27 protein-coding genes are annotated in these 24,826 nt (G+C 39.0%); 8 read left to right on the plus strand and 19 right to left on the minus strand.

Going from position 1 to position 24,826, the window contains the following annotated elements:
* Positions 1-171 precede the first annotated feature (171 nt).
* The gene (locus P4V41_RS02835) at positions 172-435 is read left to right on the plus strand and encodes a YqhV family protein (protein ID WP_328083468.1); all 264 of its coding nucleotides are present in this window, start codon (positions 172-174) and stop codon (positions 433-435) included.
* A 190-nt stretch (positions 436-625) separates the two neighbouring features.
* Here the strand turns inward: P4V41_RS02835 and P4V41_RS02840 are convergent, their stop codons facing one another.
* A complete protein-coding gene (locus P4V41_RS02840) occupies positions 626-1,504 on the minus strand; it encodes a LysR family transcriptional regulator (protein WP_328083318.1) in 879 nt (292 codons plus the stop codon).
* Between the two features lie 113 nt (positions 1,505-1,617).
* Between P4V41_RS02840 and P4V41_RS02845 the strand changes: the two genes are divergently transcribed.
* Together P4V41_RS02845 and P4V41_RS02850 are read left to right on the plus strand one after the other, a co-directional pair.
* Positions 1,618-2,724 carry a citrate synthase/methylcitrate synthase gene (locus P4V41_RS02845; RefSeq protein WP_328083319.1) on the plus strand — a complete coding sequence of 369 codons (1,107 nt, stop codon included), beginning with the start codon at positions 1,618-1,620 and terminating at the stop codon, positions 2,722-2,724.
* Between the two features lie 77 nt (positions 2,725-2,801).
* Entirely contained in the window at positions 2,802-3,587 is a 786-nt protein-coding gene (locus P4V41_RS02850; RefSeq protein WP_328083320.1) for an AAA family ATPase, read from the plus strand.
* 2 nt (positions 3,588-3,589) lie between these two features.
* Here the strand turns inward: P4V41_RS02850 and P4V41_RS02855 are convergent, their stop codons facing one another.
* From P4V41_RS02855 to flaG, 5 genes are read right to left on the minus strand one after another with little or no spacing between them, the layout of a single operon-like run.
* Positions 3,590-3,805: a hypothetical protein gene (locus P4V41_RS02855; protein WP_328083321.1), complete on the minus strand. Its 216-nt coding sequence runs from the start codon at positions 3,803-3,805 to the stop codon at positions 3,590-3,592.
* Positions 3,789-4,139, minus strand: coding sequence for a flagellar protein FliT (locus P4V41_RS02860; RefSeq protein ID WP_191752503.1), 351 nt, complete (start codon positions 4,137-4,139; stop codon positions 3,789-3,791). The genes P4V41_RS02855 and P4V41_RS02860 overlap by 17 nt, the downstream gene beginning before the upstream one ends.
* Complete coding sequence (gene fliS, locus P4V41_RS02865) at positions 4,139-4,540, minus strand: flagellar export chaperone FliS (RefSeq protein WP_066397945.1); 402 nt, start codon at positions 4,538-4,540, stop codon at positions 4,139-4,141. Before fliS ends, P4V41_RS02860 begins: the two co-directional genes overlap by 1 nt.
* A gap of 30 nt (positions 4,541-4,570) precedes the next feature.
* Positions 4,571-6,088, minus strand: coding sequence for a flagellar hook-associated protein 2 (locus P4V41_RS02870; RefSeq protein WP_328083469.1), 1,518 nt, complete (start codon positions 6,086-6,088; stop codon positions 4,571-4,573).
* A gap of 21 nt (positions 6,089-6,109) precedes the next feature.
* Positions 6,110-6,448, minus strand: a complete 339-nt coding sequence (flaG, locus tag P4V41_RS02875; RefSeq protein ID WP_328083322.1) for a flagellar protein FlaG — start codon at positions 6,446-6,448, stop codon at positions 6,110-6,112.
* A 259-nt stretch (positions 6,449-6,707) separates the two neighbouring features.
* Here flaG and P4V41_RS02880 point away from each other — a divergent pair, with 259 nt between their 5' ends.
* On the plus strand, positions 6,708-8,663 hold the full coding sequence (locus P4V41_RS02880; protein ID WP_328083323.1) for an acyltransferase family protein: 1,956 nt from the start codon (positions 6,708-6,710) through the stop codon (positions 8,661-8,663).
* Between the two features lie 39 nt (positions 8,664-8,702).
* On the opposite strand, the gene P4V41_RS02885 is transcribed toward P4V41_RS02880, so the two are convergent.
* From P4V41_RS02885 to P4V41_RS02930, 10 genes are all read right to left on the minus strand, one after another.
* The gene (locus P4V41_RS02885) at positions 8,703-9,536 is read right to left on the minus strand and encodes a hypothetical protein (protein WP_328083324.1); all 834 of its coding nucleotides are present in this window, start codon (positions 9,534-9,536) and stop codon (positions 8,703-8,705) included.
* Entirely contained in the window at positions 9,523-10,134 is a 612-nt protein-coding gene (locus P4V41_RS02890; protein WP_328083325.1) for a hypothetical protein, read from the minus strand. The genes P4V41_RS02885 and P4V41_RS02890 overlap by 14 nt, the downstream gene beginning before the upstream one ends.
* On the minus strand, positions 10,128-11,111 hold the full coding sequence (gene pilM, locus P4V41_RS02895; protein WP_328083326.1) for a type IV pilus biogenesis protein PilM: 984 nt from the start codon (positions 11,109-11,111) through the stop codon (positions 10,128-10,130). Before pilM ends, P4V41_RS02890 begins: the two co-directional genes overlap by 7 nt.
* A gap of 146 nt (positions 11,112-11,257) precedes the next feature.
* On the minus strand, positions 11,258-11,662 hold the full coding sequence (locus P4V41_RS02900; RefSeq protein WP_328083327.1) for a type II secretion system protein: 405 nt from the start codon (positions 11,660-11,662) through the stop codon (positions 11,258-11,260).
* A gap of 35 nt (positions 11,663-11,697) precedes the next feature.
* Positions 11,698-12,906 (minus strand): type II secretion system F family protein, encoded by a 1,209-nt coding sequence (locus P4V41_RS02905; RefSeq protein ID WP_328083328.1) that lies wholly within the window; start codon positions 12,904-12,906, stop codon positions 11,698-11,700.
* 1 nt (position 12,907) lies between these two features.
* The gene (locus P4V41_RS02910; RefSeq protein ID WP_328083329.1) at positions 12,908-13,948 is read right to left on the minus strand and encodes a type IV pilus twitching motility protein PilT; all 1,041 of its coding nucleotides are present in this window, start codon (positions 13,946-13,948) and stop codon (positions 12,908-12,910) included.
* A gap of 8 nt (positions 13,949-13,956) precedes the next feature.
* Positions 13,957-15,621, minus strand: coding sequence for a GspE/PulE family protein (locus P4V41_RS02915; protein WP_328083330.1), 1,665 nt, complete (start codon positions 15,619-15,621; stop codon positions 13,957-13,959).
* Positions 15,618-16,877, minus strand: a complete 1,260-nt coding sequence (locus P4V41_RS02920; RefSeq protein ID WP_328083331.1) for a VanW family protein — start codon at positions 16,875-16,877, stop codon at positions 15,618-15,620. Before P4V41_RS02920 ends, P4V41_RS02915 begins: the two co-directional genes overlap by 4 nt.
* A gap of 157 nt (positions 16,878-17,034) precedes the next feature.
* On the minus strand, positions 17,035-17,799 hold the full coding sequence (locus tag P4V41_RS02925; RefSeq protein ID WP_328083332.1) for a PRC-barrel domain-containing protein: 765 nt from the start codon (positions 17,797-17,799) through the stop codon (positions 17,035-17,037).
* A 45-nt stretch (positions 17,800-17,844) separates the two neighbouring features.
* Positions 17,845-19,353, minus strand: a complete 1,509-nt coding sequence (locus tag P4V41_RS02930; protein ID WP_328083333.1) for a hypothetical protein — start codon at positions 19,351-19,353, stop codon at positions 17,845-17,847.
* A 166-nt stretch (positions 19,354-19,519) separates the two neighbouring features.
* On the opposite strand from P4V41_RS02930, the gene P4V41_RS02935 reads away from it, so the two are divergent.
* Genes P4V41_RS02935 through P4V41_RS02945 form a run of 3 tightly spaced genes read left to right on the plus strand, consistent with a single transcriptional unit; the run spans position 19,520 to position 22,213 of the window.
* Positions 19,520-19,948, plus strand: coding sequence for a type IV pilus modification PilV family protein (locus P4V41_RS02935; RefSeq protein ID WP_328083334.1), 429 nt, complete (start codon positions 19,520-19,522; stop codon positions 19,946-19,948).
* The gene (locus P4V41_RS02940; protein WP_328083335.1) at positions 19,938-20,405 is read left to right on the plus strand and encodes a PulJ/GspJ family protein; all 468 of its coding nucleotides are present in this window, start codon (positions 19,938-19,940) and stop codon (positions 20,403-20,405) included. The genes P4V41_RS02935 and P4V41_RS02940 overlap by 11 nt, the downstream gene beginning before the upstream one ends.
* 2 nt (positions 20,406-20,407) lie before the next feature.
* A complete protein-coding gene (locus tag P4V41_RS02945; RefSeq protein WP_328083336.1) occupies positions 20,408-22,213 on the plus strand; it encodes a hypothetical protein in 1,806 nt (601 codons plus the stop codon).
* 26 nt (positions 22,214-22,239) lie between these two features.
* On the opposite strand, the gene P4V41_RS02950 is transcribed toward P4V41_RS02945, so the two are convergent.
* Positions 22,240-22,554, minus strand: a complete 315-nt coding sequence (locus P4V41_RS02950; protein ID WP_328083337.1) for a DUF5658 family protein — start codon at positions 22,552-22,554, stop codon at positions 22,240-22,242.
* Positions 22,555-22,687: 133 nt separating this feature from the next.
* On the opposite strand from P4V41_RS02950, the gene P4V41_RS02955 reads away from it, so the two are divergent.
* A complete protein-coding gene (locus P4V41_RS02955; protein WP_328083338.1) occupies positions 22,688-23,626 on the plus strand; it encodes an endonuclease in 939 nt (312 codons plus the stop codon).
* A gap of 123 nt (positions 23,627-23,749) precedes the next feature.
* Here P4V41_RS02955 and P4V41_RS02960 read toward each other — a convergent pair whose 3' ends face one another.
* Positions 23,750-24,559, minus strand: coding sequence for a hypothetical protein (locus P4V41_RS02960; RefSeq protein ID WP_328083339.1), 810 nt, complete (start codon positions 24,557-24,559; stop codon positions 23,750-23,752).
* Complete coding sequence (locus tag P4V41_RS02965; protein WP_328083340.1) at positions 24,549-24,812, minus strand: hypothetical protein; 264 nt, start codon at positions 24,810-24,812, stop codon at positions 24,549-24,551. Before P4V41_RS02965 ends, P4V41_RS02960 begins: the two co-directional genes overlap by 11 nt.
* Positions 24,813-24,826: the final 14 nt, after the last annotated feature.

The following is a 24,826-nucleotide window of genomic DNA, read 5'->3' on the forward strand; positions in this document are numbered from 1 at the left end:
ACAAGTATACACTAAAAAACCATCATTACCTGTATAGTCCTTCAATTGCAAAGAGTGGGAATAGTAGCAACTTTTTTACACTTCTAATTGGAGCTTGGCCACATATAATGCACTATACAGCGTAGGAACATTAAACAGTTGTTTAAAAGGAGGCAATGGACGTTGCTGCAAATGATTGAAAAAGTCGTACTAGCTATGGCGGCCATTCGTATTTTATCCGGTACCCTTGAGATTACGGCAGCCCTATTCATGCTGCACTTTAATACGGTAGAGCGAGCACTCGTCATCAATTCCCTGCTTTCCATAATCGGGCCGATCATCTTTTTCTCGACGATGACGCTCGGAATCTATGGTTTATCAACGAAATTGTCATTCGCCAGCTTGATCTGGATCATGTTAGGCGTCGTTTGTATTGTTTATGGGATTAAGAGATAGCTGCATTCTGTAAATTAATCTTTATGTGTGCGCATAATTGAGTAAATGGTGCGTAAATCAACAAAATTTGTGCCGGCTACAACGATTTATGTGTGTAAATGACTGAAAAATGTGCGGAAACATAAATAAATTGTGCGAATCTGTAACAGATATAAAAACACGTACCGTAAACTTCAAATCAAATTTCACACTAAAACCGATACCCAGACAAATATGTCAAAAACTCTTTTTGTTTACCATGATTGTACTTTGTTAACGCATAGGTATGAGCATCCGGAATGTCCACTGAATTACAGTCCACCTCTAGCAAACGTCCTTCTAATAGCTCTCTTCTTACGGTTGATAACGGTAAGAACGAGATTCCTAACCCTTCTGCAATAAAGCGTTTTGTAATGTGAATCTGAGACACCTTCATCATCCGAACGCCGGGATAACGGGATTTCACACGTCTGCAAAGATCATCCCAATATCCTGGATGATTATGGGTCAGTAAGTAGTTAGAGAGCAGTACTTCTTTTTCATCCAGGGGTGGCGCTGCTTCAAAATCCAACCCGTCGTGCGGTGCCACTAATACGATCTTGTCTTGATAAAGCATCCGACTCGTAATCTCAGCATGTGAACTTCCTAGACAAGAAAGCCCAAGGTCAACATCCTCGTTTAAAACCGCTCTCTCGATATCTTCTGAATCAATAATTTTTATCGAAATCTCCACATCGGGATTAGCTTTTACATATCGTTTCAGAACAGAAGGCAGAATCGTATCTGCAATGAGCGGTGAGATTCCGATACAAAGCTTCGTGTCATAGCCTTGTTGAAACGCGTTTAGATCCTCTAGTCCACTTTCATACACTTCCATCAGCTTTCTCGCATGCTGCAGGTACCTTCTCCCTTCCGCCGTCAGCTTCACTCTTCTGCCATCACGTAAAAACAGTGACATTCCTAATTCAGACTCCAACATTTTAATATGTACAGAAACAGAAGGCTGAGAAACATGAAGGATTTCAGACGTCCTTCTAAAATTTTCGCATTCTGCTGCAGTGATAAATGTTTGTAGCCAAGAGAATTCCATCTCTCATAATCCCTCCTGATTAAATTTTATTATTAAATCAATTAAAAACAATTAATATCATAAATCAAATTCATTCTATACAATGATACTAAATAATGGAAGGAGTGAAAACCATGATGCAAAAAGGACTTAAAGGAATCGTTGCAGCGGAAACAGCGATCAGCCACATCGATGGTACAGAAGGTAAGCTGATCTACAGAGGTTATGAGATTGGTAATCTTACTTCACGTTTTTCGTTTGAAGAAGTCGCACACCTTCTTTGGTTCGGAAAACTACCTAACGATGAACAACTACAAAATCTCAAAAGCGAACTTATAAGAAATCGTGAGCTTCCTCTTCATTTAAAAAACATCTTAGACCACCTCCCTAAAGACATGGATGTGATGAGTGTAGTTCGAACGGCCATTTCGTCTGAAGGTGTCTCGAGTTATAGATGGAAGCCAACCGTTTCACAAGCCATTCGGTTAACGAGTATTGTTCCGACCATCATTTGCTATTGGACACGTCTTTTGGATGGTAAGCATTTTATTGAGCCATCTAAAGAATTAAGTCATGTCGAAAACTATCTATATATGCTTACAGGTGAAATACCGAGCAAAGCCCATACACTAGCACTTGAAACATACATGATCTTAACGCTCGAGCATGGCATGAACGCCTCCACTTTTTCAGCTCGGGTTACAGCATCGACCGAATCGGATATGGTTTCAGCCGCAACATCTGCGATTGGAACGATGAAAGGACCTCTTCATGGTGGCGCACCTTCAGCGGTCATTGACTTGCTAGACGAGATTAGAAATGCTGGAAGTGCTAAACAAGTGATACGAGGGAAGTTGGAGAATGGTGAGAAGTTAATGGGATTCGGTCACCGTGTCTATAAAACACACGATCCACGAGCTGTTGCACTAAAAGCAAAACTTTTAGAGTTGGTCGGTGAAGATGAGTGGTTAGATCTCGCGCTGGAAGTAGAAACAACAGCGATAACGTTGCTTGAGGAATACAAACCAGGCAGAGCGTTGTATACGAACGTTGAATTTTACGCGGCAGCGATAATGAAGGCGATTGAACTAGATCCTGCTTTATTCACACCTACTTTTACAGCAAGCCGGATGGTCGGATGGACCGCTCACATTTTAGAACAATCCCAAGACAACACGATTTACCGTCCACAGTCCGTGTATACTGGGAAGTTTCACGATAAAGTTACAAGTATCGAATAGCCATTCCATATAGAAGCATCTCTAATCTCAATGGTAGAATTGAAAGTAAGAACCGTTTGAGAAAGAGGTGCTTTTTCGTGATTTTAAAATCAATTCTGTACAGAAGGGATAAGAAGCAAGAAGGTTATCCCTTTCAACTTCCGCTTCTTCAATCCTTAGAGTCTCTTCATTTTCAAAAACCTGTCACCATCTTAGTTGGTGAAAATGGTACGGGGAAATCAACATTGCTCGAGGCAATCGCAGATCAAGCGGGTTCTGTTCAAATCAATCGTTCAGAAAACGAGAACGCCGCCATCAAAAAATTAGCCAAACAGTTAAAATTGACGTGGAGTGTGAAAACGAAAAAAGGATTCTTTTTAAACGCAGAAGACTTTGTTAGCTTTGTGAGGCGTGCGGCAGAAATGAAAGAAACGGCGTTACAAGAATTAGCAAACATTGAAGTGGAGTACAAAGACAAGTCTGCTTATGCCAAGAGCCTTGCTTCCCTTCCACACAATCGAACGCTGGCTGAACTTAAAGAACTTTATAATGATGGTCTCGAGTTTCGGTCACACGGAGAACGTTTTCTAGATTTCTTTCAATCACGCTTTCGCCCGAACGGCTTATATATTCTCGATGAGCCTGAAGTGCCTCTTTCCCCTATGAAACAGTTAAGTTTTATATCAATGTTAAAAGAGATGGAGCAACAGAACGCACAATTCATTATCGCGACTCATTCTCCCATCTTAATGGCCTATCCCGGTGCAGAAATCATCAGTCTCGATTCCCTGCCACCCGCTCCAACTCCTTACGAAGATCTGGAACACGTGCAGATCACGAAAAGCTTTTTGGAGAGTCCGGAGAGGTATTTGAGGCATTTGTGAAATTAGGTAGCCGCTTCTGAGTACTTAAGGAATTCTTGATAACTTTCATTTTTGCTTGATATCCTGTTTTGTTTTCTTGATATCTTTCTTGTTTCTCTTGATATCTCACCTCTACCTCTTGATAACCAGAACACTTTTCTTGATATAGTATGTTCCACATAAAAAAGGCACTCCGCTGCTGCCACAGCTAGTGCTTCTTCGTTAATTCTTTTTATCAAAATACATCCCATCCACTGACACCGACTGATATGGATTAGCATAATGGGTGTTTTTTTCTTTCTTTTTCTTCATCGTTGAAAGATTATGCTTAATCTCTTCAAACTGCCGCGTTAAAAGAGGATCAATTGTCTCGTTCATCTTTACGATCAAACGCCCCATCCGCTGTTCGTCTTCCGAATACGTGCCCGGTAAGTTGCTGATTGTTGCCTGGCGCTGATCGAGTAATTCATTTAAACGTTCGATATACGATTCCCGCTCTTCTTTTGGCAAACCAGCACTCACATGATCATACAGATTCTTCGTGATCTCGAGCAGAATTTTTACGACAGGCATTACACGCGCCCTGTCTCGCCATGCTGCATGCGGCGGTTAATCTGAATCACTTCTTTCCACGTGTTGCGGAAATCTAGCACATAGTCTTCCACTTCATCTAGAATCTTCACGTCATTTTGAATGTTTGCTTCAATCAGACGGCGGTTGATGTAGTCGTACATTGTCATCAATGACTTTGATACTTCAAGGTCCATGTTCAGCGTGACCATCAACTCTTGAATGATTTTTTGTGCTTTTAATAGATTTGTATTCTTTTGTTCTGTATTTTTAAGCTCGATTCCCGTTCGTGCGAGACCGATAAACTTTAAACATCCGTTATAGAGCATGAGCGTCAACTCGCCGGGAGACGCCGTTTGGACTGAGTTATTTTGATACGCCTTGTTTGCGTTAAGTATGGACATGTAAAGGTAACACTCCTTTTTGGTTTAAAATTACTGTCCGCCGCCAAACTGCTGCATTAAGTACATGGATTGTTGGTTGGAACGTTGAATCGCTGACTCCATGGCTGAGAACTGACGCCAATAGCGGTCTTCCACTTGCTTCAAACGATCTTCAAAAGCTGAGATACGCTTGTCTACATCAGTTAACTCTTTACCTAGCGTAAACTGAGCATTTGTACGAAGCGCATTCCCTGCTTTTAGTTCGATTTTGTCGACAGTCTGGTCAATCGAGGCACGCAGTTTTTTTGCAATACCTTCTACGTTATTTGTACTATCACCAGTAAACATCTTCATCACAGCTTCGGGATTCGCCGCTAATGCTTCTCTTAGTTTCTTGTCATCGATCTCTAGTTTCCCTTTATCGAGGTAGTTACGAGAAGTTGTAATTCCGATCTCAGAAAGCTGATCATATTTCGTGTCTCCTGTGTTAACGGAAGCATATAAAACCGAACGCATCGTGTTCAAGCCGCTTGAGAGGATAGAATCTCCACGCAGCATCCCGCTCTTTGCCTTCTCATCCCACAGTTCCGCTTCTTTTTCAGATAAGTCTTTGCGCTGTGCATCCGTTAGAGGCGGAAAATCACGGTACTTAGTTTCAGCAGTCTTTTTATTGATCGCTTCAATTGTTTCGTTGTATTTTTTCACAAAATCTTTAATGGAAGTGATTACACCTTCAGTATCTGTAGTTGAACTGATGGTGGATTCTCCTTCTGCTTTTAATGAATAGGAAACTCCGCTGATTGTGAAATTGTTGGATGTGCGTTCTATCCCAGTAATCCCATTAAGATCAAATATAGCATTTGTTCCATTGTCAGAGTTTGCGGCACCAAGATTTTTCCCATCAACTGAAAAACCAAGATTAGAAAAGAACGTTACTGTATCAGCACTTTCCAGTGAAAGATTCGAACCTTTACCTGTTAAGTTATTTGATATTGCGAATTTCCCAGTAGATTCATCATAGAATGAAGACATTTCAAGCCCTGCTTCTGAAAATTTCTTCGCAACAGACTCTAGTGTATCTTTTGTCGGGTCGATTGATATTGTTTTCTCAGCTTCTAGCGTTGTGCTTCCTGGTTTTTGAACTTTAAATTTTAGCTCAATGGGTGTTGTTCCAAATGATGCATTAACATCTTTTAATAGCTCGGTACCTTTGGCCTTAACGCCAGTATCTAAAATCGGAGCAGATACCCAAGTCCTTGCTGATGCTAGATCTGTAACCTTAATCTTAGACGTAATATTAGCAGCACTTCCCGCTGCAGTCGCAGTTACCGCATTTGGATTCGTGCTTGTTACGGTCTTCTTATTAAACGTCCCTTGAAGGGCGATTCCGTCTAAAACGAAACGATCGAGATCGGTCAGTAGCTTATTCATCGAACGATAATCATCACGCTGCCACTCTAGCGTTGTTTTCTTTTGCGCTAGTTTATCGAGTGGAATGCGCTCTGCCTTCATTAGATCGCCAACGATCGTATCGATATCCATTCCGCTCGCTAATCCACCAATTCTCATACTCACGGTTCATCACCGTCCCTAAATTTTTTTATCTACAAAAATACCCATAAAATCAATCATATCCGCATACATATCAAGGAACTTTTTGTTTGGAATTTCCTTGAGCACCTCTTGTGTTACTTCATCCACAACTTGAACGTAATAGTCATTCAATTTTTCGTGAAGCACAAATTTTGAAGAAGTGTGTGCTGGTTTCAACATATCATTCATCGCATGAATCACTTTTTCAAGTGATTCTTTCGTTGGTTTACTCTGTACTGAAGCTTCTGCTTGAGTCGTATGTTCTGGTTGGTTTTGGCTTTTAAGCACAGGCTCAGATTTTTGAAATACAGGAGAACTAATTGATTGCAGTTCCACCTTCATCGCCCCTTTTATTTTCTCTAAAATTTATATCGGATTAATCAAAAAATTGTTGAGGACGAGTAAAAAAAGAAGCATAGAAAAAAAATTTATTACAATTCTATGAAACTACTCAATCTTCTAATTATTTATTGTAAAATAGTTGCTTAGGAACATAAAAAATGTAGAAAAATGACCAATAATGTCTGCGGCATTTACATATAGCAATACATACAAAAAAAGACGAAAAATTGAAAACGAGAGGATTCTGGCAGTAATGAAACACCGACAATCGAAGCAACAACGAAAACGCAGCCAACAGCCGAACTTAAACGTTAAGCAAACGAAAGCCATGGAACAACCTCTACAGAGAAACAGATACATAACCGGACTCGATGGACTAAGAGCCATCGCCGTACTTGCAGTTATCGCCTATCATCTGAATTTCGAATGGGCGGCAGGCGGTCTACTAGGGGTTACTGTCTTTTTTGTTTTATCAGGATATCTAATAACCGACCTATTAATCTCAGAATATGTAACAACAAATTCAATTAACTTTAAAAACTTCTGGATCCGCCGAGCCCGAAGGTTGTTGCCAGCCATGTTTACGATGCTTCTCGTCGTCGTCACATACGTAACCTTATTCGAGCCATCCATGATTGAAAAACTTGAAGAAGATACCGTTGCAGCCATTCTTTATGTGAGCAACTGGTGGTATATATTCCAAGATCTTTCGTATTTCGAAAGCTTCGGACCCCCTTCCCTACTAACCCACTTTTGGAGTTTAGCGGTGGAAGAACAATTTTATATCCTATGGCCACTTGTCATTATCGTTCTATTAAAAATGAGAGTGCGTGAAGGATCCCTTTTTTCTATGATGCTAGCAGGTGCTCTGCTTTCAGCAGCACTGATGACACTTCTGTACGAACCAGGCGCAGATCCGAGTCGTGTTTATTATGGAACAGACACGCGGGTGTTCTCCCTTTTACTAGGAGCAAGTCTTGCAGTCATCTGGCCGAGCCGAAAACTGTCTAGCACACTACCACCTGAGATTCGTTGGAAACTAGACTTTGTCGGACTATCCGCACTCGCTTTTATCTTTTATATGTTCGGAAGCACAGACCAATATCAAGACTTTCTCTACCAAGGTGGAATGGTCGCGATATCCGTTGCCGCCCTATTAGTAGTAGCCGTTATGGTCCACCCATCCAGCAAACTCAACACTTGGTTGAGCTTCAAACCATTACGCTGGGTCGGCGTTCGTTCGTACGGCATCTATCTGTGGCACTTCCCGGTTATTGTTCTAACGAGCCCTCAATGGGGAGCGGATGCGCCAAGCTTATTTAGAACGACATTTCAGATTGTACTGATCCTAGTTCTAGCTAATCTTTCTTGGAAATACATTGAAAATCCAATTCGTAAAGGTGCGTTATCAAGGTTCTGTCGAGTAGTGAAACGCGGAGAATGGAAGCGTGAACGGTCGTTTATCGGAAAGTTTGTGTTAACAGCTTGTATTCTGGGTCTTTTCATGTGCGTATCTGCGATCGGCTTCACGACAACTTCAGTAGCGTTAAGTAAAGGTAAAGTAATCTCTGCAATCCAAAACAAAGTCGGCAATGAAGATCCGCCGCCAGAGAATACGGTAAGACCAGAACCGAAGCCTGATGGTGCTAAAGAAGACGAAAAACCGGCAGAAGAGCCTAAAGAAAAGCCTTCTGAAGAAACACCATCTAGCGATGAAGAAACAGATGAAGAAAAACAACCTGTTCAAGATACACGCTCACTCTCAGTCATTGGAGATTCTGTCATGATTGATGTGACACCTCACATAGAGGAAGTATTCCCGAATGCAAAAGTGGATGCGAAGATCGGACGCCAGTTTAGAGAAGCAGAAGATCTTGTTCAGCAGAAGAAGAGCTCAGGCAGTTTAGGTGAGATTGTTGTCATTGAGCTTGGAGCGAACGGGCCACTATCTGAGAAGAGAATGCATAACTTGATTGAGTTAATGGGTGATCGAGATATTTATATGATTACGACGCGTGTTCCTAAGCCTTGGCAGCGGGAAGTGAATGAGACGATTAAGAAAGTCGCTCCAAATTATGACAATGTTAAAGTGGTAGATTGGTTTACGAAGAGTGAGTCACACCCAGAGTATATTGGTAGCGATGGTGTTCATTTAACGCTCACTGGTGCGAAAGAATACGCAGAATTCTTAATCAAACACATTAAATAACAAGTAGAGCCAACAAACATGATGGTAGTTGGCTCTTGTTTATTCTTCTTTTTCTTCTCCACCCGTAAGTGGATCTTCTTTTCCGTTTGGAGCTGGGAATTCTTTTTGTGGAGTATCTTTTAAAAACTCAGTAAGTTCAGGCAGGTAATACGCAGATACGGTTACTTCGTATTTAAATTGATTGAGAACTACATCCGGAGATGCCAGATCAAGTTCATCCATGCCTGTAAATGTGATGGCTTCAATGACTACAACTCGTTTTAATTCTTCGATCGTACTAATAAATTTTAATAATCCTTTATAATCCTTTGAGACAACAGTCATCTCAGCCGTTATCTTTTTTACTCCTTCAGGTAAGACCTCAGGTGTAGCAGCAACAGGTGCAGGATCTTGTTCTGATTCATTTTCTTCGTCCGTCATGTTTTCTTCTGTGGTGTTTTCTTCTGTTGCATCCTCATTCGGCGTGTTTGCAGCTGCAGGTTCTTCTTCTGTAGCCACTTCATCTTCGTTTTCAGCTACAGCCTCTTCTTGCTCATCTTCTGCAGCTTCACCATCAGTAAATTGCATCGTCATGATTAAACTATCCGATAATACTTCCGCTTTTTCAAATTGCAACATAAGTTGATCGGTTAACGGTTTTACAGGAACTTCTTCTTGTAAAGGAAATGTATTTTCTTCTGACGTAGCGATAGGTTTTTCGTTTGATTGTGCTTTTTTCAAAAAAATTTGTTGTTGTTGAATTTCAGAATCAACGGCTGTGATTTGTTCATGCAATGGGCTTAACAAACCAAAATAGGCATATATACCACCAGCAATCAGTAGAAAAGAAAAGCTCAATCCTAAATAGGTAAGTAATTTCTTATTCTTCTCCATTTTCTTCACCTTTTAATTCTAGTATTTTCTCTTTTTGAAATTCGATCTTATACTGTCCCCTGTACCTTGGAAGTATGTTTTCAAAAGCGGTCATATCCTTACCTTCTTCAACCTCTTCAAAATTAGTAGTTTCCATGTTCTCAATGGAAGCGGAAGCTAAAAAAGGTGAATTCGTAAGTTCGTGCAAATAGTGAGTCGTGTCAGCAAGCGTGTCAAACTGAGCCTCGATTACGATAGATGTTCTATCTTTGTATTCATATTTCATAAAATAACCACGTTCTGGTAGTAAGGCAACTAGGTGATTCAGAAGGTCTTTGGCAGCGATTTTTTTTCCACGAATATATTCTATTTTTTCAACCAAAGGGGCTGAATCAATGACTAGATTAAGCTGGTCTTGTTTTTTCTGTTCTGTTTGAACCAATAGCTTTTCTTGTTGAAGGATGCTTTCCTTCTCTTGAAGTGTGCTTGTGCTTACATAATAGTCAAGACCAATCCAAGTAAACGAACCTATCATCATCGTTACTAGAGCGATAATTAAAATTGCAGAGGTTAACGATTTTTTTTCTTTGACGGGTAAAAGGTTAATATCGACTAACATAGCTGCACCTCTTTTAACCCTAGCCCTAAAATCACATCAAACTGTGGTGGAAGTTGATGATGGGATTGTTCAAGCAAAAAGACAGGTACGTTCAGTTTTGATTGCAATCTTTCTTTTATGTACGAAAGCTCAGGCAGTTCACCTGATACAACAACTTTAGTAATACCTTGTTTTCCTTGATTAATCGTAAACTTGTAATAATTAATAATTCGTTCGATCTCTACAAGCTTGTCTTCTATTAATCCATGAATGAACCCTGAATCGCCTTGCCATTCAATCTGTTGCACACCTGTTGTATGGTGCTTAAAGTTCCAGAATTTATAGTCCGTTTCCATCTTTAAATGATTAAAGAAATACGGTTTATGATGATGAAAGATGCTTAATTGAACAGCTGGAATATCAAACTGCAAACATAGTGTATGATCTTCATCCGAGGTAAGCTGTTTCAAATAGATCAATCGATATAGAGCTACACAAGACACATCCGCTACAACGGGCTTTAATTTGCATTCAACTAATAGAGCAGAATAATCATTGACCATCTGTTCAGAAGCAGCAAATAAAAGAATCTCTTTATGTTCATCACCTGAATCAAGAAGAACAAAATCAAAAACAGGATCTTCAAATGGCAGATGAATCGTGCTGCCAAACTCCAAATACAGATAGCCTTTAATTTCTTCATCTATATATTCTGTGGGAATTTGATGTTTACGGATTACGAGCTTGCTATCAGGTATTAAGAATTGAACTTCTCTACCTTTGATGCCCCAGTCTTCCACACATTCTTCTAAAATAGTCAGAAGTGTTTCACGTTCTTGAATGATGCCATCCTGAATAATCCCTTCTGGCAGATAACGTTCACCAGAGCTTTTCACATCCAGTTCCTCTGGCTGACGCAGATCCAAATAACGGATGACGTGATCTTGAATGATTAAGTTAATTCGTTTCTTGTTGAATAGTCCTAAACCAAACCTCATGTGTACCCACCCTCTGACTAAATACTAAACCAAAAAAATTATTGAATTATCCTTCGACCATTACACTTATAATGTAATGTAATCGTAGAAAGATACTATGTTATATTTTAGAAGTACCCCTTCTTAAATGAAGGGGTACTTGCTTTTTATTCTCCACGTAGGTATTTTGTCAAAGCTGATTCTGGTACATCATCAGTTGCAGTTTTTCCAACCACTGAAAAAGATTCATGATCTTTAATTGAATAAACTCCCCCGGAAAAAGTTACTACCCAATCTTTATCTTTAACATTATTCACATATTCTGTTAACTCTGGTTTAGCAGTTGTACTTGTCCAACTTGTTTTTCCATCAGTAGAATGAGATAACTTAGCACCATTAATAATTTGCACAGCTTCTGTAACTTGAGCTTTTTGTTTTGTTTTATCAATAATTCCGCCAATACTAACAACTGCAATCGCAGCGATAATACCTAGAATTACGATAACAACTAGTAATTCAATAAGTGTTAAACCCTTCTCATTTTTCAAATGCTTTTTAATAAGTTTCAACATTTTTTTATCCCCTTAATTTTATTTGTGTGTGGTCGTTAACCGACTGTCTTGTACACTTCAAACATCGGTACGATAATAGCGATTACAATCGTTCCTACTACTGACGCCAAGAAGACAATCATCAACGGCTCAATCAATGCTTTTAATCGATCTGTTGAGGTTTCCACTTCTTTTTCATAGAAGTCTGCAACCTTTGCCAGCATTTCATCAAGAGATCCTGTTTCTTCTCCAATAGAAATCATTTGCGTAACGAGCGGTGGGAAGATCCAGTGCTTCTTCATAGGGGTCGTTAACTTCTGACCGCCTTCTAAAGCACTTCTTGATTCTCTGATTACTTTCGCCACTACTTCGTTCTCGACAACTTTTTCCACAATGGAAAGAGATTGAAGGATAGGAACAGAACTCGAAAATAGCGAGCTTAATGTTCTCGTCATTCTAGCAAGTGCTGATTTTTGTAACAATTTACCGAAAACCGGTATCTTTAAAACAGCGTAATCAAAATAATATCGGCTAGATTTATTTCTGCGTATAAAGAAGAATGTAAAATAGATGATTACAGCAAATATTACCAGAAGCCACCAAAACTCTTGCATAAAATCACTAGCACTTAACACGAATCTAGTGATGCCTGGTAACTCTCCTCCTGCATCCTGAAGCATAGCTGCAAATGTTGGAACAACCTTTGCAAGCAGGAAGATAACTACAAATACAGCAACCACTCCGACAATCATCGGATACATCATAGCGGAGATGATCTTTTGTTTTGTAAAATGCTGCTTCTCAAAATAAGTGGCAAGTTGATCTAAGGTGTCGTCCAGACTTCCTCCTGCTTCCCCCGCGGAAACCATATTGATTACCATTGGCGGGAAGACATTTCGGTGTTTGCTCATTGCACTTGATAACGGATTTCCTTGTCGAAGTTCTTCTTCCACATCTGCTAACACTTTTTGAAGTGCTTTACTTTCTGTTTGCGCAGACAGAATATTTGTAGAATCTACGACAGATACACCTGCTCGAAGTAATGTGGCAAACTGTCTTAAGAAAATTACAAACTGCTGTGACTTCACTTGTTTCCCGATACTTAACTCTTTGTTCAACAAAGTCTGCTTCATCTCTTGGACTTCTGTAACAGCGATGCCTTTTTCTTTTAACTTTAGAACGGCTTCACGTTTTGAAAGACCAAGAATGTTTCCTGTCCGTTTCTTGCCGCTCTTGTCACGGCCTACATAACTAAATTGTGCCATCTCATCCCCCTTTCTCCAGGAGATATGACTCCACGAACTCTCTTGAAACTTCGTTACGCTCAAGAGCTTCCTTGGCAGACATCTCAAACGTATGCATCCCAGCGTTCTTGCTCGTCTGCATTACACTATGAATCTGGTGAATCTTTTCATTACGGATCAAGTTCGCTACAGCAGGTGTATTGACTAACACCTCTGTAATGGCTCTTCTTCCTTTACCATCATTGGTCGGAAGGAGTCGCTGCGACATGACACCGACTAATACGGACGCTAACTGAATTCGAATCTGTCCTTGTTGTTCCGGTGGAAACACATCGACGATTCGATCGATCGTTGATGATGCGTTTGTCGTATGTAGCGTGCCTAGAACAAGGTGACCCGTTTCCGCTGCCGTAATAGCGGTCGCAATGGTTTCCAGATCCCGCATTTCCCCGAGCAGAATCACATCAGGGTCTTGACGAAGTGCTGCGCGGAGACCGTTTGCGAAATTGTTTGTATCAAATCCAATTTCACGTTGGTCGATTACGCACGTTCGATGTTTGTGCAAGTACTCGATCGGGTCCTCTAACGTAATTATGTGCCGGCTCATCGTCCGGTTCATAAAATCGATCATCGAGGCAAGAGTCGTAGACTTACCGCTACCTGTTGGGCCAGTAACGAGCACGAGTCCTTGATGTTTTCCCGCCATCTTCCGCACACTTTCAGGAAGCATCAGATCTTCCATACTAGGAATGGATGTTGGAATGATTCGAAAAGCAAGACTCACACAAGATCGCTGACGATACGCGTTTACCCGGAAACGCGACAATCCTTGAATCCCATAAGAGATATCAATTTCTCCCGCTTCTTCAAAGTCTGGATAATACTTTTCATCGATGACTAGTTGTGAAATCTGTTCCGTATCCTCTGGCTTTAATGCTTCACTACCGTATCGTTTCAGTCCCCCGTTAATTCGAAAAACAGGAGGCATCCCGACAGACAAGTGAACATCTGATGCTTTTAATTGAAAGGCTGCTCTCAGCCATTGTTCCAGCTTTTCCTTCATGTCAGCACCTACTCATTGATGGCTACACGCAAGACTTCTTCAGTCGTCGTTAAGCCTTGTTTCACTTTTAGGAACCCGTCATCAATCAAGAAGATCGTTCCATTTTTCATCGCGTAATCTCTTAACTCAATGATCGGTCTGTTGTTCATGATGAGCTGTCGGGTATGTTCGTCGATCACCAATACCTCATGAAGAGCAATTCGACCTTTATAACCTGTCATGTTGCACATTCCACAGCCTTTACCACGTGAAATGGCTTCGATTTTAATGCCACGTTTGGCGAAGATCTCTTTTTCACGCTCTGTTGCTTTATACGTTTGTTTACAATCACGGCATACTCTACGAACTAAGCGCTGAGCAACAACACCAGATAAAGACGCAGCCACCAAGAATGGCTCCACACCCATATCCGTTAAACGAGCAATCGTTGCAATAGAATCGTTTGTATGAAGCGTACTTAACACTAAGTGACCTGTTAATGAGGCACGAACTGCGATTTCCGCGGTTTCTGTATCACGAATCTCTCCGACCATGACGATATCAGGATCTTGACGAAGAATGGACCTTAAACCACTCGCAAATGTTAGTCCAACAGCTGAATTTACTTGAATCTGATTTATACCGCCGAGCTGATACTCAACAGGATCTTCAACCGTAATCACGTTTACTTCCTCAGTGTTTAACTTATTTAACGTCGCATACAACGTAGAAGATTTACCTGATCCTGTTGGCCCAGTGATTAGAATGATGCCGTTCGGTTGCTTAATCAGCTTTTCAAAACGCTGCATGTTCAACTTGTTAAAACCAAGGTTCTCAAGCTTGTTTAATGAACTGCCGAGATCTAGAATACGTAGAACGATTTTTTCACCATAGATAGCCGGAAGTGTGGAGACACGCAGATCAACAGGATGCATGTCCAAATTCATTTTTATTCGGCCATCTTGAGGCAGACGGCTTTCCGTAATATTCAGATTCGCCATGATTTTTATACGAGCGGTGAGCATATTTTGCATATGCTTCGGAAGACTTCGCTCTGTTTTTAACATCCCGTCAATTCGGTAGCGAACGACTAATTTGGTTTCATGCGGATCAAAATGGATATCACTTGCTTTAAGTTGAACACCTTGCTGAATGATCTGGTTCACGAGCTTTACAACAGGTGAATCTTCTTCAGTCATCCGACTATCGTCTTTTAGCGAAGTTCCTTGTGGAAGAAGATCTAGAAACTCTTCCATCGAATCATCTATATCATAAAACTTCTTCTGAGCACGAATGATATCGTCTTTAGCAGATATCGCTCTCTCAATCTGGAAGCCGGTAGTGAGTCTCAGGTCATCAATAACCGTAAAGTCCATTGGATCAGCCATGGCGACGAAGAGCTTATCGGCTTCCTTCTTAACAGGCATGAGGAAGTGTCGTCTCGCAAAATCTCTTGGAACGATTGCAACCGCTTGCTCTTCAATTGGATAGCGGTACAGACTGATGTGTGGGATCCCTAGCTGAAACTCAAGAACTTCTATTAATTGCTGTTCGGTAAGCAATCCTTTTTCAATAAAAGCATCTCCAAGCTTTTGGTTACTTCTTTTGTCTTTTAACGTTTGCTGTAAAACCTCTTCTGTAATAAGACCAGACTCTACTAAAAGATCACCTAGGCGCTTTTTCTGAACGATCACGTCTTCTCACCACCGTTTTCTTTTCCAACATCGGTCGGAGGTTTCTTCGAATCTTCCTCTTTTTTATCCTCATCTCCAGTTGGTGTCTCAGGCGGATTTTTCGTATCGGGATTACTAGGAATGCCTGGAGTGACTGGGTTATTAGGATCAAGAGGATTCGTTGGGTAAGGATATCCTGGATAAGGATAAGGCATACCTGGCACACCATTCTCAGGAATGGCCGGATCTGTTACCTCTTCCTCCTCGACTGGATAGCCCCTTTCCTCAATACGGTGTTTAGGCGGGTAAAAATCCTCTGAAAGCTTAAGGGATTCTATTTCCTCTCCACCTTTACCGAAGGATTCTCGATAGACCGTCACAAGGTAGCCTTCTCTTCCGCCGTTAATGACAACAGAACTAAAGATGTCAGCTAGCTGATCATTAAAATGAATGATCGTCTTCGGTTTAAAAACCTGCTTATCCACTTTTACGGTATATGTGTATGTAAGCGGAACACCGACAATGGAAACAACTAAATTTCCTTGATCGATAGCAAACTCAAGTTTGTAAGAAGTCGCATTCGGATTTTCAAATGCAAAGTCCATCTCTTGAGGCTTTACATACGCCTCATATCCTAACGCAGCGTAATCCGGAAGTTCTCTTGAAGTATGTCGTTCAACAATAGTAAAGTTCGTTTTTTGCACCGCTGTATAGGTAGCACTAGCTAAAACATTTATGTCGATCGAATCTTGTGCACTCAAACCAACTTCTTCGATCGCTTTTATGAGAGAGAACGTCTTTCCTGGCTGAATTTCATATCCTTCTAAGCTCTGTATCCAGTCTTCTAACAAAATGTGCTCTCCAGGAAGTTTGATGGTACCTTGGCTGACAACTTCCTCCGCTTGACCGAATGTAGTAAGAAATTCACTAATGTCAATTTCCAGATTGTTCGTCTTAAGATCTGCTCCAATCTGTTTCAGATGAGCTATCAACATCTCTTTAATAAGTAAATCTTCTAAACCAGCAACTTTTAATTGGGCTACCGAATCCATAACGGAGTCTTCATTTAGTTCGACGATAAGCTTATTAGTTGTACCCGAAACTTTCTTCAGACTATCTTCTGGCTGAAACATCCAAGCGTCCGAACTGATCTGAGCTTTTTGCTCGTTATAAACAAGAAAGACAGGATGTCCTTGCTTCCAATTGTTAATTTTGTCTTTAACAAGACTCAATGCTTCTTCATTTGTAGCATCATGAAGTGAAATAGGACCTAACATGACCCCCTTACCGAACCTTTCCTCTTCGAAAATATTAGAGTATACGTCTGTAGCAAAGGTGCTTGAGAAGAAAAGAAAGAGAGCTGCAAGGCTAAGGGATAAAAATATCATGAGAAAGCTTTTTGGATTGAATTCTCTTTTAGCCATAGCTCGCCTTTTAGCCTACTACGTTCATGGATAGTTCAGCTAGAACGGCAGGACCTTTCTCTTGTGCTTTTTTTACATCTTCTTTTTGAAGCTTTGTTCCATTCGGAAATAACAGCTCGCCATTTCTTTCAAATATATCTTTTGTTGTTGTTCTTCCAGTTAACAGCACGAGCTGCTTTTCTTGTAAATGATCAGTTGTTTTCTCTTCCGTTTTTTCAACAACTTGTTCTTCTATTGCTAACTGTGGTGCTACTTCCTCTATTTCTGATTGATCATTCAGTAATAATTCTGGTTTATCAAGGAAATTTAATTGTGCTTCCTCTTTAACTACGATTAGATCACGACCATATGTGATGAGTTCATCTGCAGCTAAAACAACCTTCTTTGATGGCATAGAAAGTTCTACCCCAAGGATCACACCGTTATCATCGTTAATGAAAAACTCTGAAGCTTCGCCAACGAGTTGACCCTTCTTATCAATCAACTTCGCTCCAACAACACCGATTTTCTTTTGTACCAGTTCGTTCGCAATCGGGATCTCTGTCAGATCAAATATGGATGTACTGTCTTCGATCATTACGGCAAATGCTCCTACACCAACGATCTTTTTAAAAGGAACCGCACGAACACTGATCTGCCAATCTGGATGTTCTACTGTTAGGAAATCGACTGTTCCTTGTTTTGGATTCACCACTAAAGACTTAACATGACCGACCTCTGCTCCATCAGCGATACTGATAATAGGCAGTCCGATAAACTGATTACTTCTTTTCATTACACTCACCCAACCCTTTATGTTTTTAAATTATGCTGTGTTTTTTTACTTCTTAACGTTTAAACTACCAGCGTATCTATCAATCTCTTCCATAATTACAGGATAGCTATCGAGTCTTTCTCTCATCTTATCAAGCATAGATTGAGACTTTTCGATGTTGTTTCTCGCCATATAAGACTCTAGTAAAAACTTTGAGAACAAGTAAAAATCTTTATTTGATAATGCTTGAGTTAGAATCGACTGAAGCATGTCCTCATAAGATTCTGTATCAGCCTGTACTTGATAAAATGTCAAGGTATTCAATAGCATATCTTGTACATCAACATCCATATCCTTTTGTTCTACAGATATAACTTCTTCTATTACAACTTCATCCTCTAGCGCTTCTTCATTAGTTAGTAATTCATTAGATTCAAGAATAACTTCTTCATGATGTTCTGCTTCCACAACTAATGGTTTAGCATGATCTTCTTCATCTAATGCTTCCTCTTCTTCTGCTGAAATCTTGTTTGTATCATCAAGAACTTCTGTTTGCTCAGAAACTACCATGACTGTGTCCAATTCTTCTTTAGAAATAACTTCTAACTCATCCATATCAATTTCTTTAAGCATCTCTTCATGTAAAACAAGTGATTCATCATTAGTCACTTTTGTCTCGTCAATTGGATGAGTATCTGGTATTAAAGTTGCTTCTTCTAGCTGTATTTCAGCGATTTCCTGTTCTACTTCTTCTGCTTTACTATCTTCAAACGCTTCTAATTCTTCTTCCTCTTCTACGCAATGAATTTCTGAAGAATTTTCAACTACAGCTGTTGTTTCTTCTAATTCTTCAAGTTCATCTAACAATGCTGAACGCTGGATGATCATTTCTTCATCATTTATATCGGTCGGATTAGAGCTATCTATACCCTCTTCTAGAATAATTTCTCTTCCTTCTGAAAGAAAGGCAAACTCCTCTTCGGTCAGGTCTCCGATTGGTGCTATAACTTCTTGAATCTCCTCAATTTCATTAGCCTCTAATAATACTTCCGGCTCTACTTCTTCCGGCTCGATCACTTCAATCTTAAGCTCTTGCAGAACTTCCAATTCTTCTACTTTTTCCAAATTAAAATCCTCAATAGCCTGCTCATTTAATGCTTCCGCTTCACGATGTAACTCTGGAATCTCTTTTTCAACAGGCAGTTCTTCAAGAGTTACAGCGCTCTCCACATCTTGTGCACTGTTCATATCAGACGTAAGGATGTCTTCTCTTTTCGGGTCAGCCAACTCTACGTCATCTGAAAAAGAAAGGATGATCTCCGTCTTTTCACCGTTTGTATCAATAAGATCTAACCGCTTTTCTGCTAGATATGAAGCAATAAATGCAATCGCAACAATCGCTGCTACAGATAGCCAGTACGATAAGATATCAAAAACAAATAACCCTCCCAATGCAAGCAAAAATGCTATTCCTAAAAGAGTCATCTTTAATTTCAATGGAATGTTTGGTGGATAAAAATATAAGACAGGACTTACGATCAACGTAAATAAAAGTAAGATGATGAATGATATCAAATGACTTCTCCTCAATTCCATAATTAGCTATTAAATCCTATAATACTACATTTTTACTAAAAATCATCCATTAATAACAAATTTTTCTGAAGAATATTGTATAATATATAGAAAGATAGAATTACATAGTTCAATAGAACCACAACTTATGTCGGAGGTTGAAATTATGCTTTCAGAAAAAGGCTTTTCATTAATAGAAGTATTACTATCTCTGACCATTCTTTCTGTTTCTGTTATTGGAATCTCTCAATTTTACAACCAAGCCAACCAAATCTCTTCAGGAAACAATAACAAGCTTGTAGCTACGAATCTTGCTAGAATGACACTTGAAAGAGTACAACATGATTATTCCTCATTCGATATTTCATCTGCTGTTGGTACATACAAAAAGACAGTGTGCGAAACAACAGAATGTCAGAACCTATACGAAGTAACAATCAATAATATTCCTTATAACGTTGAGATTGATGTACAGCGTCAATCGGCAAATGAACTGCTAGTTAAATTATTTCCAGTCAAAGTAACCATAAAATATGAAATGAATAACAAGATGCGAACAACAGCTGTGGAGGGATATGTAAAAAATGCTGACTAAGCTGCTTAACCAAAAAGGACTTACTTTAATCGAATCTCTTCTTTCTCTCTTTCTCTTTGCTGTTATCGGCACAGTTATCTATTTCGTTTTAGTAGGTGGCTTAAATACCGAGAACAAGATATATAATGAAACTTTGATTCGAGACGAAGCGGATCTCGTTATGTCACAGATCATGGACTCCCTTTACACGGCACCTTCAACAAAAGTAAAAGATATTTCCGCAGGTAATCGAAATCTTTTAATCTATGAAAAGACATCACCTGTTACGGTAGGCTTTATCGAAAATGAACCTGTCATTAACGGTGAGCGCATCAGCTCAGGAAAATTTGATTTCAAAGATTCCTCTATCTTAAAGGTAGGTACAAGCGTAAAGATTATATTAAATGTGAAGAGTAAAAGTAACACAAGTGCCAAACCACTCTCATTACAAAGCCAATTTGGACTGATGGAGGAATAATGATGAAGAACTTGCTTTCTCAAAAAGGTAACACTTTAATTATCGTACTCCTAATGATTGTGATCTTCACTGTTGGCGGACTTTCATTAATCTCTACTACGTTTAGCGGTCTAAAGAAAACAGATGCTCGCGAAACACAAGTTCAGTCTATTGAACTTGCTGAAAAAGGAATTGATTACCTGTCAGCTTATCTCGAAACACAAACACAAGCACTAGCCGGACTACCGGTAAAAGATTTTGAACCTGCACTCGTTACATTATTAAACAAGTACGAAGTTAGAAATGCCGCCTCAGACTTTCTTTCAACAGCATCATTACCATCTGATGAGGGAACGCTAAAAGTAAAGATATACAACCGTCAAAAAACATCTTCTGATCCAGAAGACCTTACACAAACCATGACATTACATAGTGAAGCAGTAGTAAATGGTAAGAAAAGAACATTAATTTCCACCATTAAACTTGGTGCGAAACAAGTTCCTGAAGCTTTAAAATACGCTGTAGGTTCTTACAATCCATGTAAAGGTATCATAGGCTGTACGCCGCTTAGCGATGATGGAAATATGTTTCTACATGGCGGGGTCGCTATAAAAGGTGATCTTTATGTAGAGCGCAACCTCATAACGAAGGATAAAGGGATTGTGGGTACAGGATATGGTTGGGTACAGTCTGACTTTCCTAGCATAGAAGGTGAGAACGGTAAAGCTGCCCATCTCATCCTTCCTGGAAATCTATATAAACAACCAGTTGATCGTCACTATTATTATCACATCCGTGAAACAGGCTTTTCATCATGGTATGGCTATCAAAGAGTCAACAAGGAAAATGTTGCCTCTGCATTTACTAGGTATACAGATAGCAATAAAAAATACGTACCTATTATTGAGACACGTGTTCCAAACTTTGCGCCTATTAAGATTACCGATCAAAAGAGTTTGTACTTTTTCACAGACAAAACAACAAACTCGTTTACAGTAAACAAGGTGAATGATGCTAACTTTAATAATAATGCTAACCAAGAGCAACTTCGCAAAAAGTATGAAAATGATAACGTATTTATTAACTCTGACAACAACGTGAAAATTGACGGCAGTTTCGCCTTTAAACGGTTGAGCACAAAAGATAAATCGACAAACAGAAAAATTACAATAACAGGTACGCAAGATATTACAAAGTGGAGTAAGTTAACCTTTAAGGATGGTGCTTACCTGGGAGGTAACGTGACGATTGGAAATCCTTCCATTAACAACTACAACACAGATAACTATCCAAAGTTCGAAATTGATGGCCCTATATTTGTAGATGGCGATCTTACCATTTGGGGAGCAAACGTTAAATTCAACTCAACGATTTATGTAACAGGTAAAACCACAATCCGTTTCTCTAAATTACAAGGAATTCGAGATCTAAATAATATAGAAAAATCATTAGTTCTTTTTGGTAAAGAATCTATCCTTATATCAAATAACAATGTTTACGGAGATACCCCTAATATTGTCAGAGGGTTCTTCTACTCAGAAGATTTGATGGAGATCTATGGAGTAGGTTCTAATGTTGAGATTCAAGGAGGCGTGTTTGGAAGAAAAGTTGTGCTGAACGCGACAAGAGGAAAAGTTACCTCAAATTCAGGGGACGACGATGAACGAGGAGATGGTTCGTATAATTTCCAATCCAATCAGCATCAAATCTCACCTGATAAGTCTCGGCTCAGAATTATTTATAATCCGGAACTGATCCAAAACCCACCTGAAGGACTTCCAAAAGTCAAAGACCTATCCGTTACACAATTAAATAGAGACGCACAATAAGAGCTCTCCCATCTGGGAGAGCTTTTCTATTTGATATAGTAGATATTGATAAAGACATGCCAACCAATGACAAGTGTATAAACGACAAAAGCAAGTAGCAACAACCACTGTACCCTTCTGTGTAAAGGAACAAGGCCAACTGCAAGAATGAGGTAAGAGAAGATAAATTTCACGAGTAAAAAGAGAACAGGATCAATCGCATACAACTGGCTCATCAATGGATTCAGCTCTTTTCCACCTTTTAAAAGAACACGGTGAGTAAACAAAGCATCAGCCGCATTAAACACAGCCAAACAGATACAAATCCACAAATGAGACTGAAACCGAATTACCCAATCCATCCACCTTCACTCCTCTCTACTAAAGGAGTATACCCCGAAAAAGAGAGAAAGTTGCTAAAAAATGTGTTGCAAATAGCGACAGGGGTTGTCGGAATTTAGTAAAATATAGAAAAGATAACTTTAGGAGGTTTGTATGGAGACTGACTTAGTTGAAGATGTAAGTAAACTATTACCTGCGTACGCAATCTCTATGTTGATCGGTAAGTTATTAGGGGATGGTAATTTGACGATTGAAAAGAACAAACGTCCACGATTACGTTTTTCTCATAAGTTACAAGATAAGCAATGGTGCGCGCATTCTAGAGATCTACTAGCAGCCCATATTTCTTTTCCGACGATTAAATACAGAAAAGTGAAAGATGCTCGAATAACAAATGGATTCACAGAAAGCTATTATGCACAATCTCATACTCATCCAGCTCTAGAACTACTAAAACAACTTTGGTATCCCTCCGGTGTGAAAATCATTCCCTTTCATCTTTTACAAACTCACTTCACAAGAACTTCATTAGCTTGGTGGTTTATGGATGACGGTCATTTAAAAATAGTAAACGGACAACCATCAAAGATTATCCTCTCAACAGAATCATTTACTCCCTTGGAATTAAAACGCTTATGCTCTATATTGAATGAAAAATTTCTCCTTGAATTTAAGATAGATAAAGCAAAACGATTAGTGATATACAACAAGATGCAAATACACTACTTTTTGAAGTTAGTACAACCTTACCTAGTAAGTTGTATGTATAGAAAAACACTGCTTAAAAGTTCATTAAGCAATGTGATGACTCCTAAAAGAACTACTATTTACCTTCCTATTAAACTAACCTCCCCAACAAAGGAAATTCAGGAAGCATTATTATCATTAAGATTAAAGATTGAACTTCTGAGTGACGAAACAAAATACATTGGCCTGTATTGTCGTGTGCTCAAGAACTTGGATATGAAAAAACAGATTAATTATAGTTATCAAGTGATCTTGCAACCCCACCAAATTGTAGAAATTTCGAAATGTCAGGCTGTCACCGGAATGAGAGTAAGTGAGATTGTCCACTGGTGTTTTCTAAAATAAATAAAATCCTTATTAAAATTTTTAACAGTTTCAGATCAATTATTAAATTGGGTTGAACAGATCGTTCTACCATATTTGTAAGATTTATTGTGCGGTGTCATACCCTTTGGATGTCTTATATTTTTATAAAAGATAATTCAATGTCCTTCTTGTAGTACAACTTACATTACCATTATTTAAAGTAATTAATTTTGATAAATTGTCCCTGGTTGGATGATTATAAGGATTACTTTGACAATATGAAATAGCAACTTCACGGATATTTAGTTGTTTCCAGTTATTGATATCCCATTTTCCTGCATATCCTCCGTGGTGTGGAGTAATAAAAATTAAGGGCTTATCATTGTTACTATAACCATTTAATATATATTTATATAGTTTAGAATAATGATGATCTCCAGTTAATAATGCATCACAATTCTTCCCTTTAACAAGTAGTACAATCCCTCCTTGATTTCTATTCTTTGTATTAGTTGCTCTATATACGTCTATTATATTATCAAACCTGTAAAGTCCCAACTTTATTTCTTTTAATGGACCATTTGAAACAGAAACTGGCTTTATAAATTCTAAATGAACATTATTTAGTTTTAGTAGCTGTATTACATTAGTACACGTATTTGTTTTTGGGGGATTAGAAGGTGCTATAATGCTTTTAATTCTTTTAAAATGCTTACTTTCAAATTCCAATAAAGCATGGTAATGATCAACGTCCCAATGACTAATGACAATATGAATATCGTGGTCGTTTCTAATATCCATAGTATCAATTAAGTCTCTAATAGAAAGCTGTCTCCAGCGCTTGTCAGCTCCTGTATCATAAAATATTCTTGTTTTTCCACTTCTAATTTCGTTCCAGTTACCGTGTCCTACTTTTATAATATTCAATTCTAACTCGCTGTTTGCTTCTATATTAAAGTAATTATTTTTCATCTATATTTGCCACCTTATAACTATAAAAATTACATTCCTCTTTAGGTTTATAAGTAGCAGACACTCTGAAAATCAAAGATTTATTTTTTTGTTCAAATGAATACTTTTCAAAATCAAACTCAAAATCCTCCCAAAAATTACGATTTAACTTGTACCAATAACCTTCTCTAGGTCCATGATAAGGGGGACACTTGATATCTTTTATTTCTATTAACGATCTCTTGTCAGATGAATTCCAGTTTTGGAATTCCATAATCCCCCACCATT

The sequence above is a fragment of the Fictibacillus nanhaiensis genome, assembly GCF_036213205.1.
Classification (GTDB): Bacteria; Bacillota; Bacilli; order Bacillales; family Fictibacillaceae; genus Fictibacillus; species Fictibacillus nanhaiensis_E.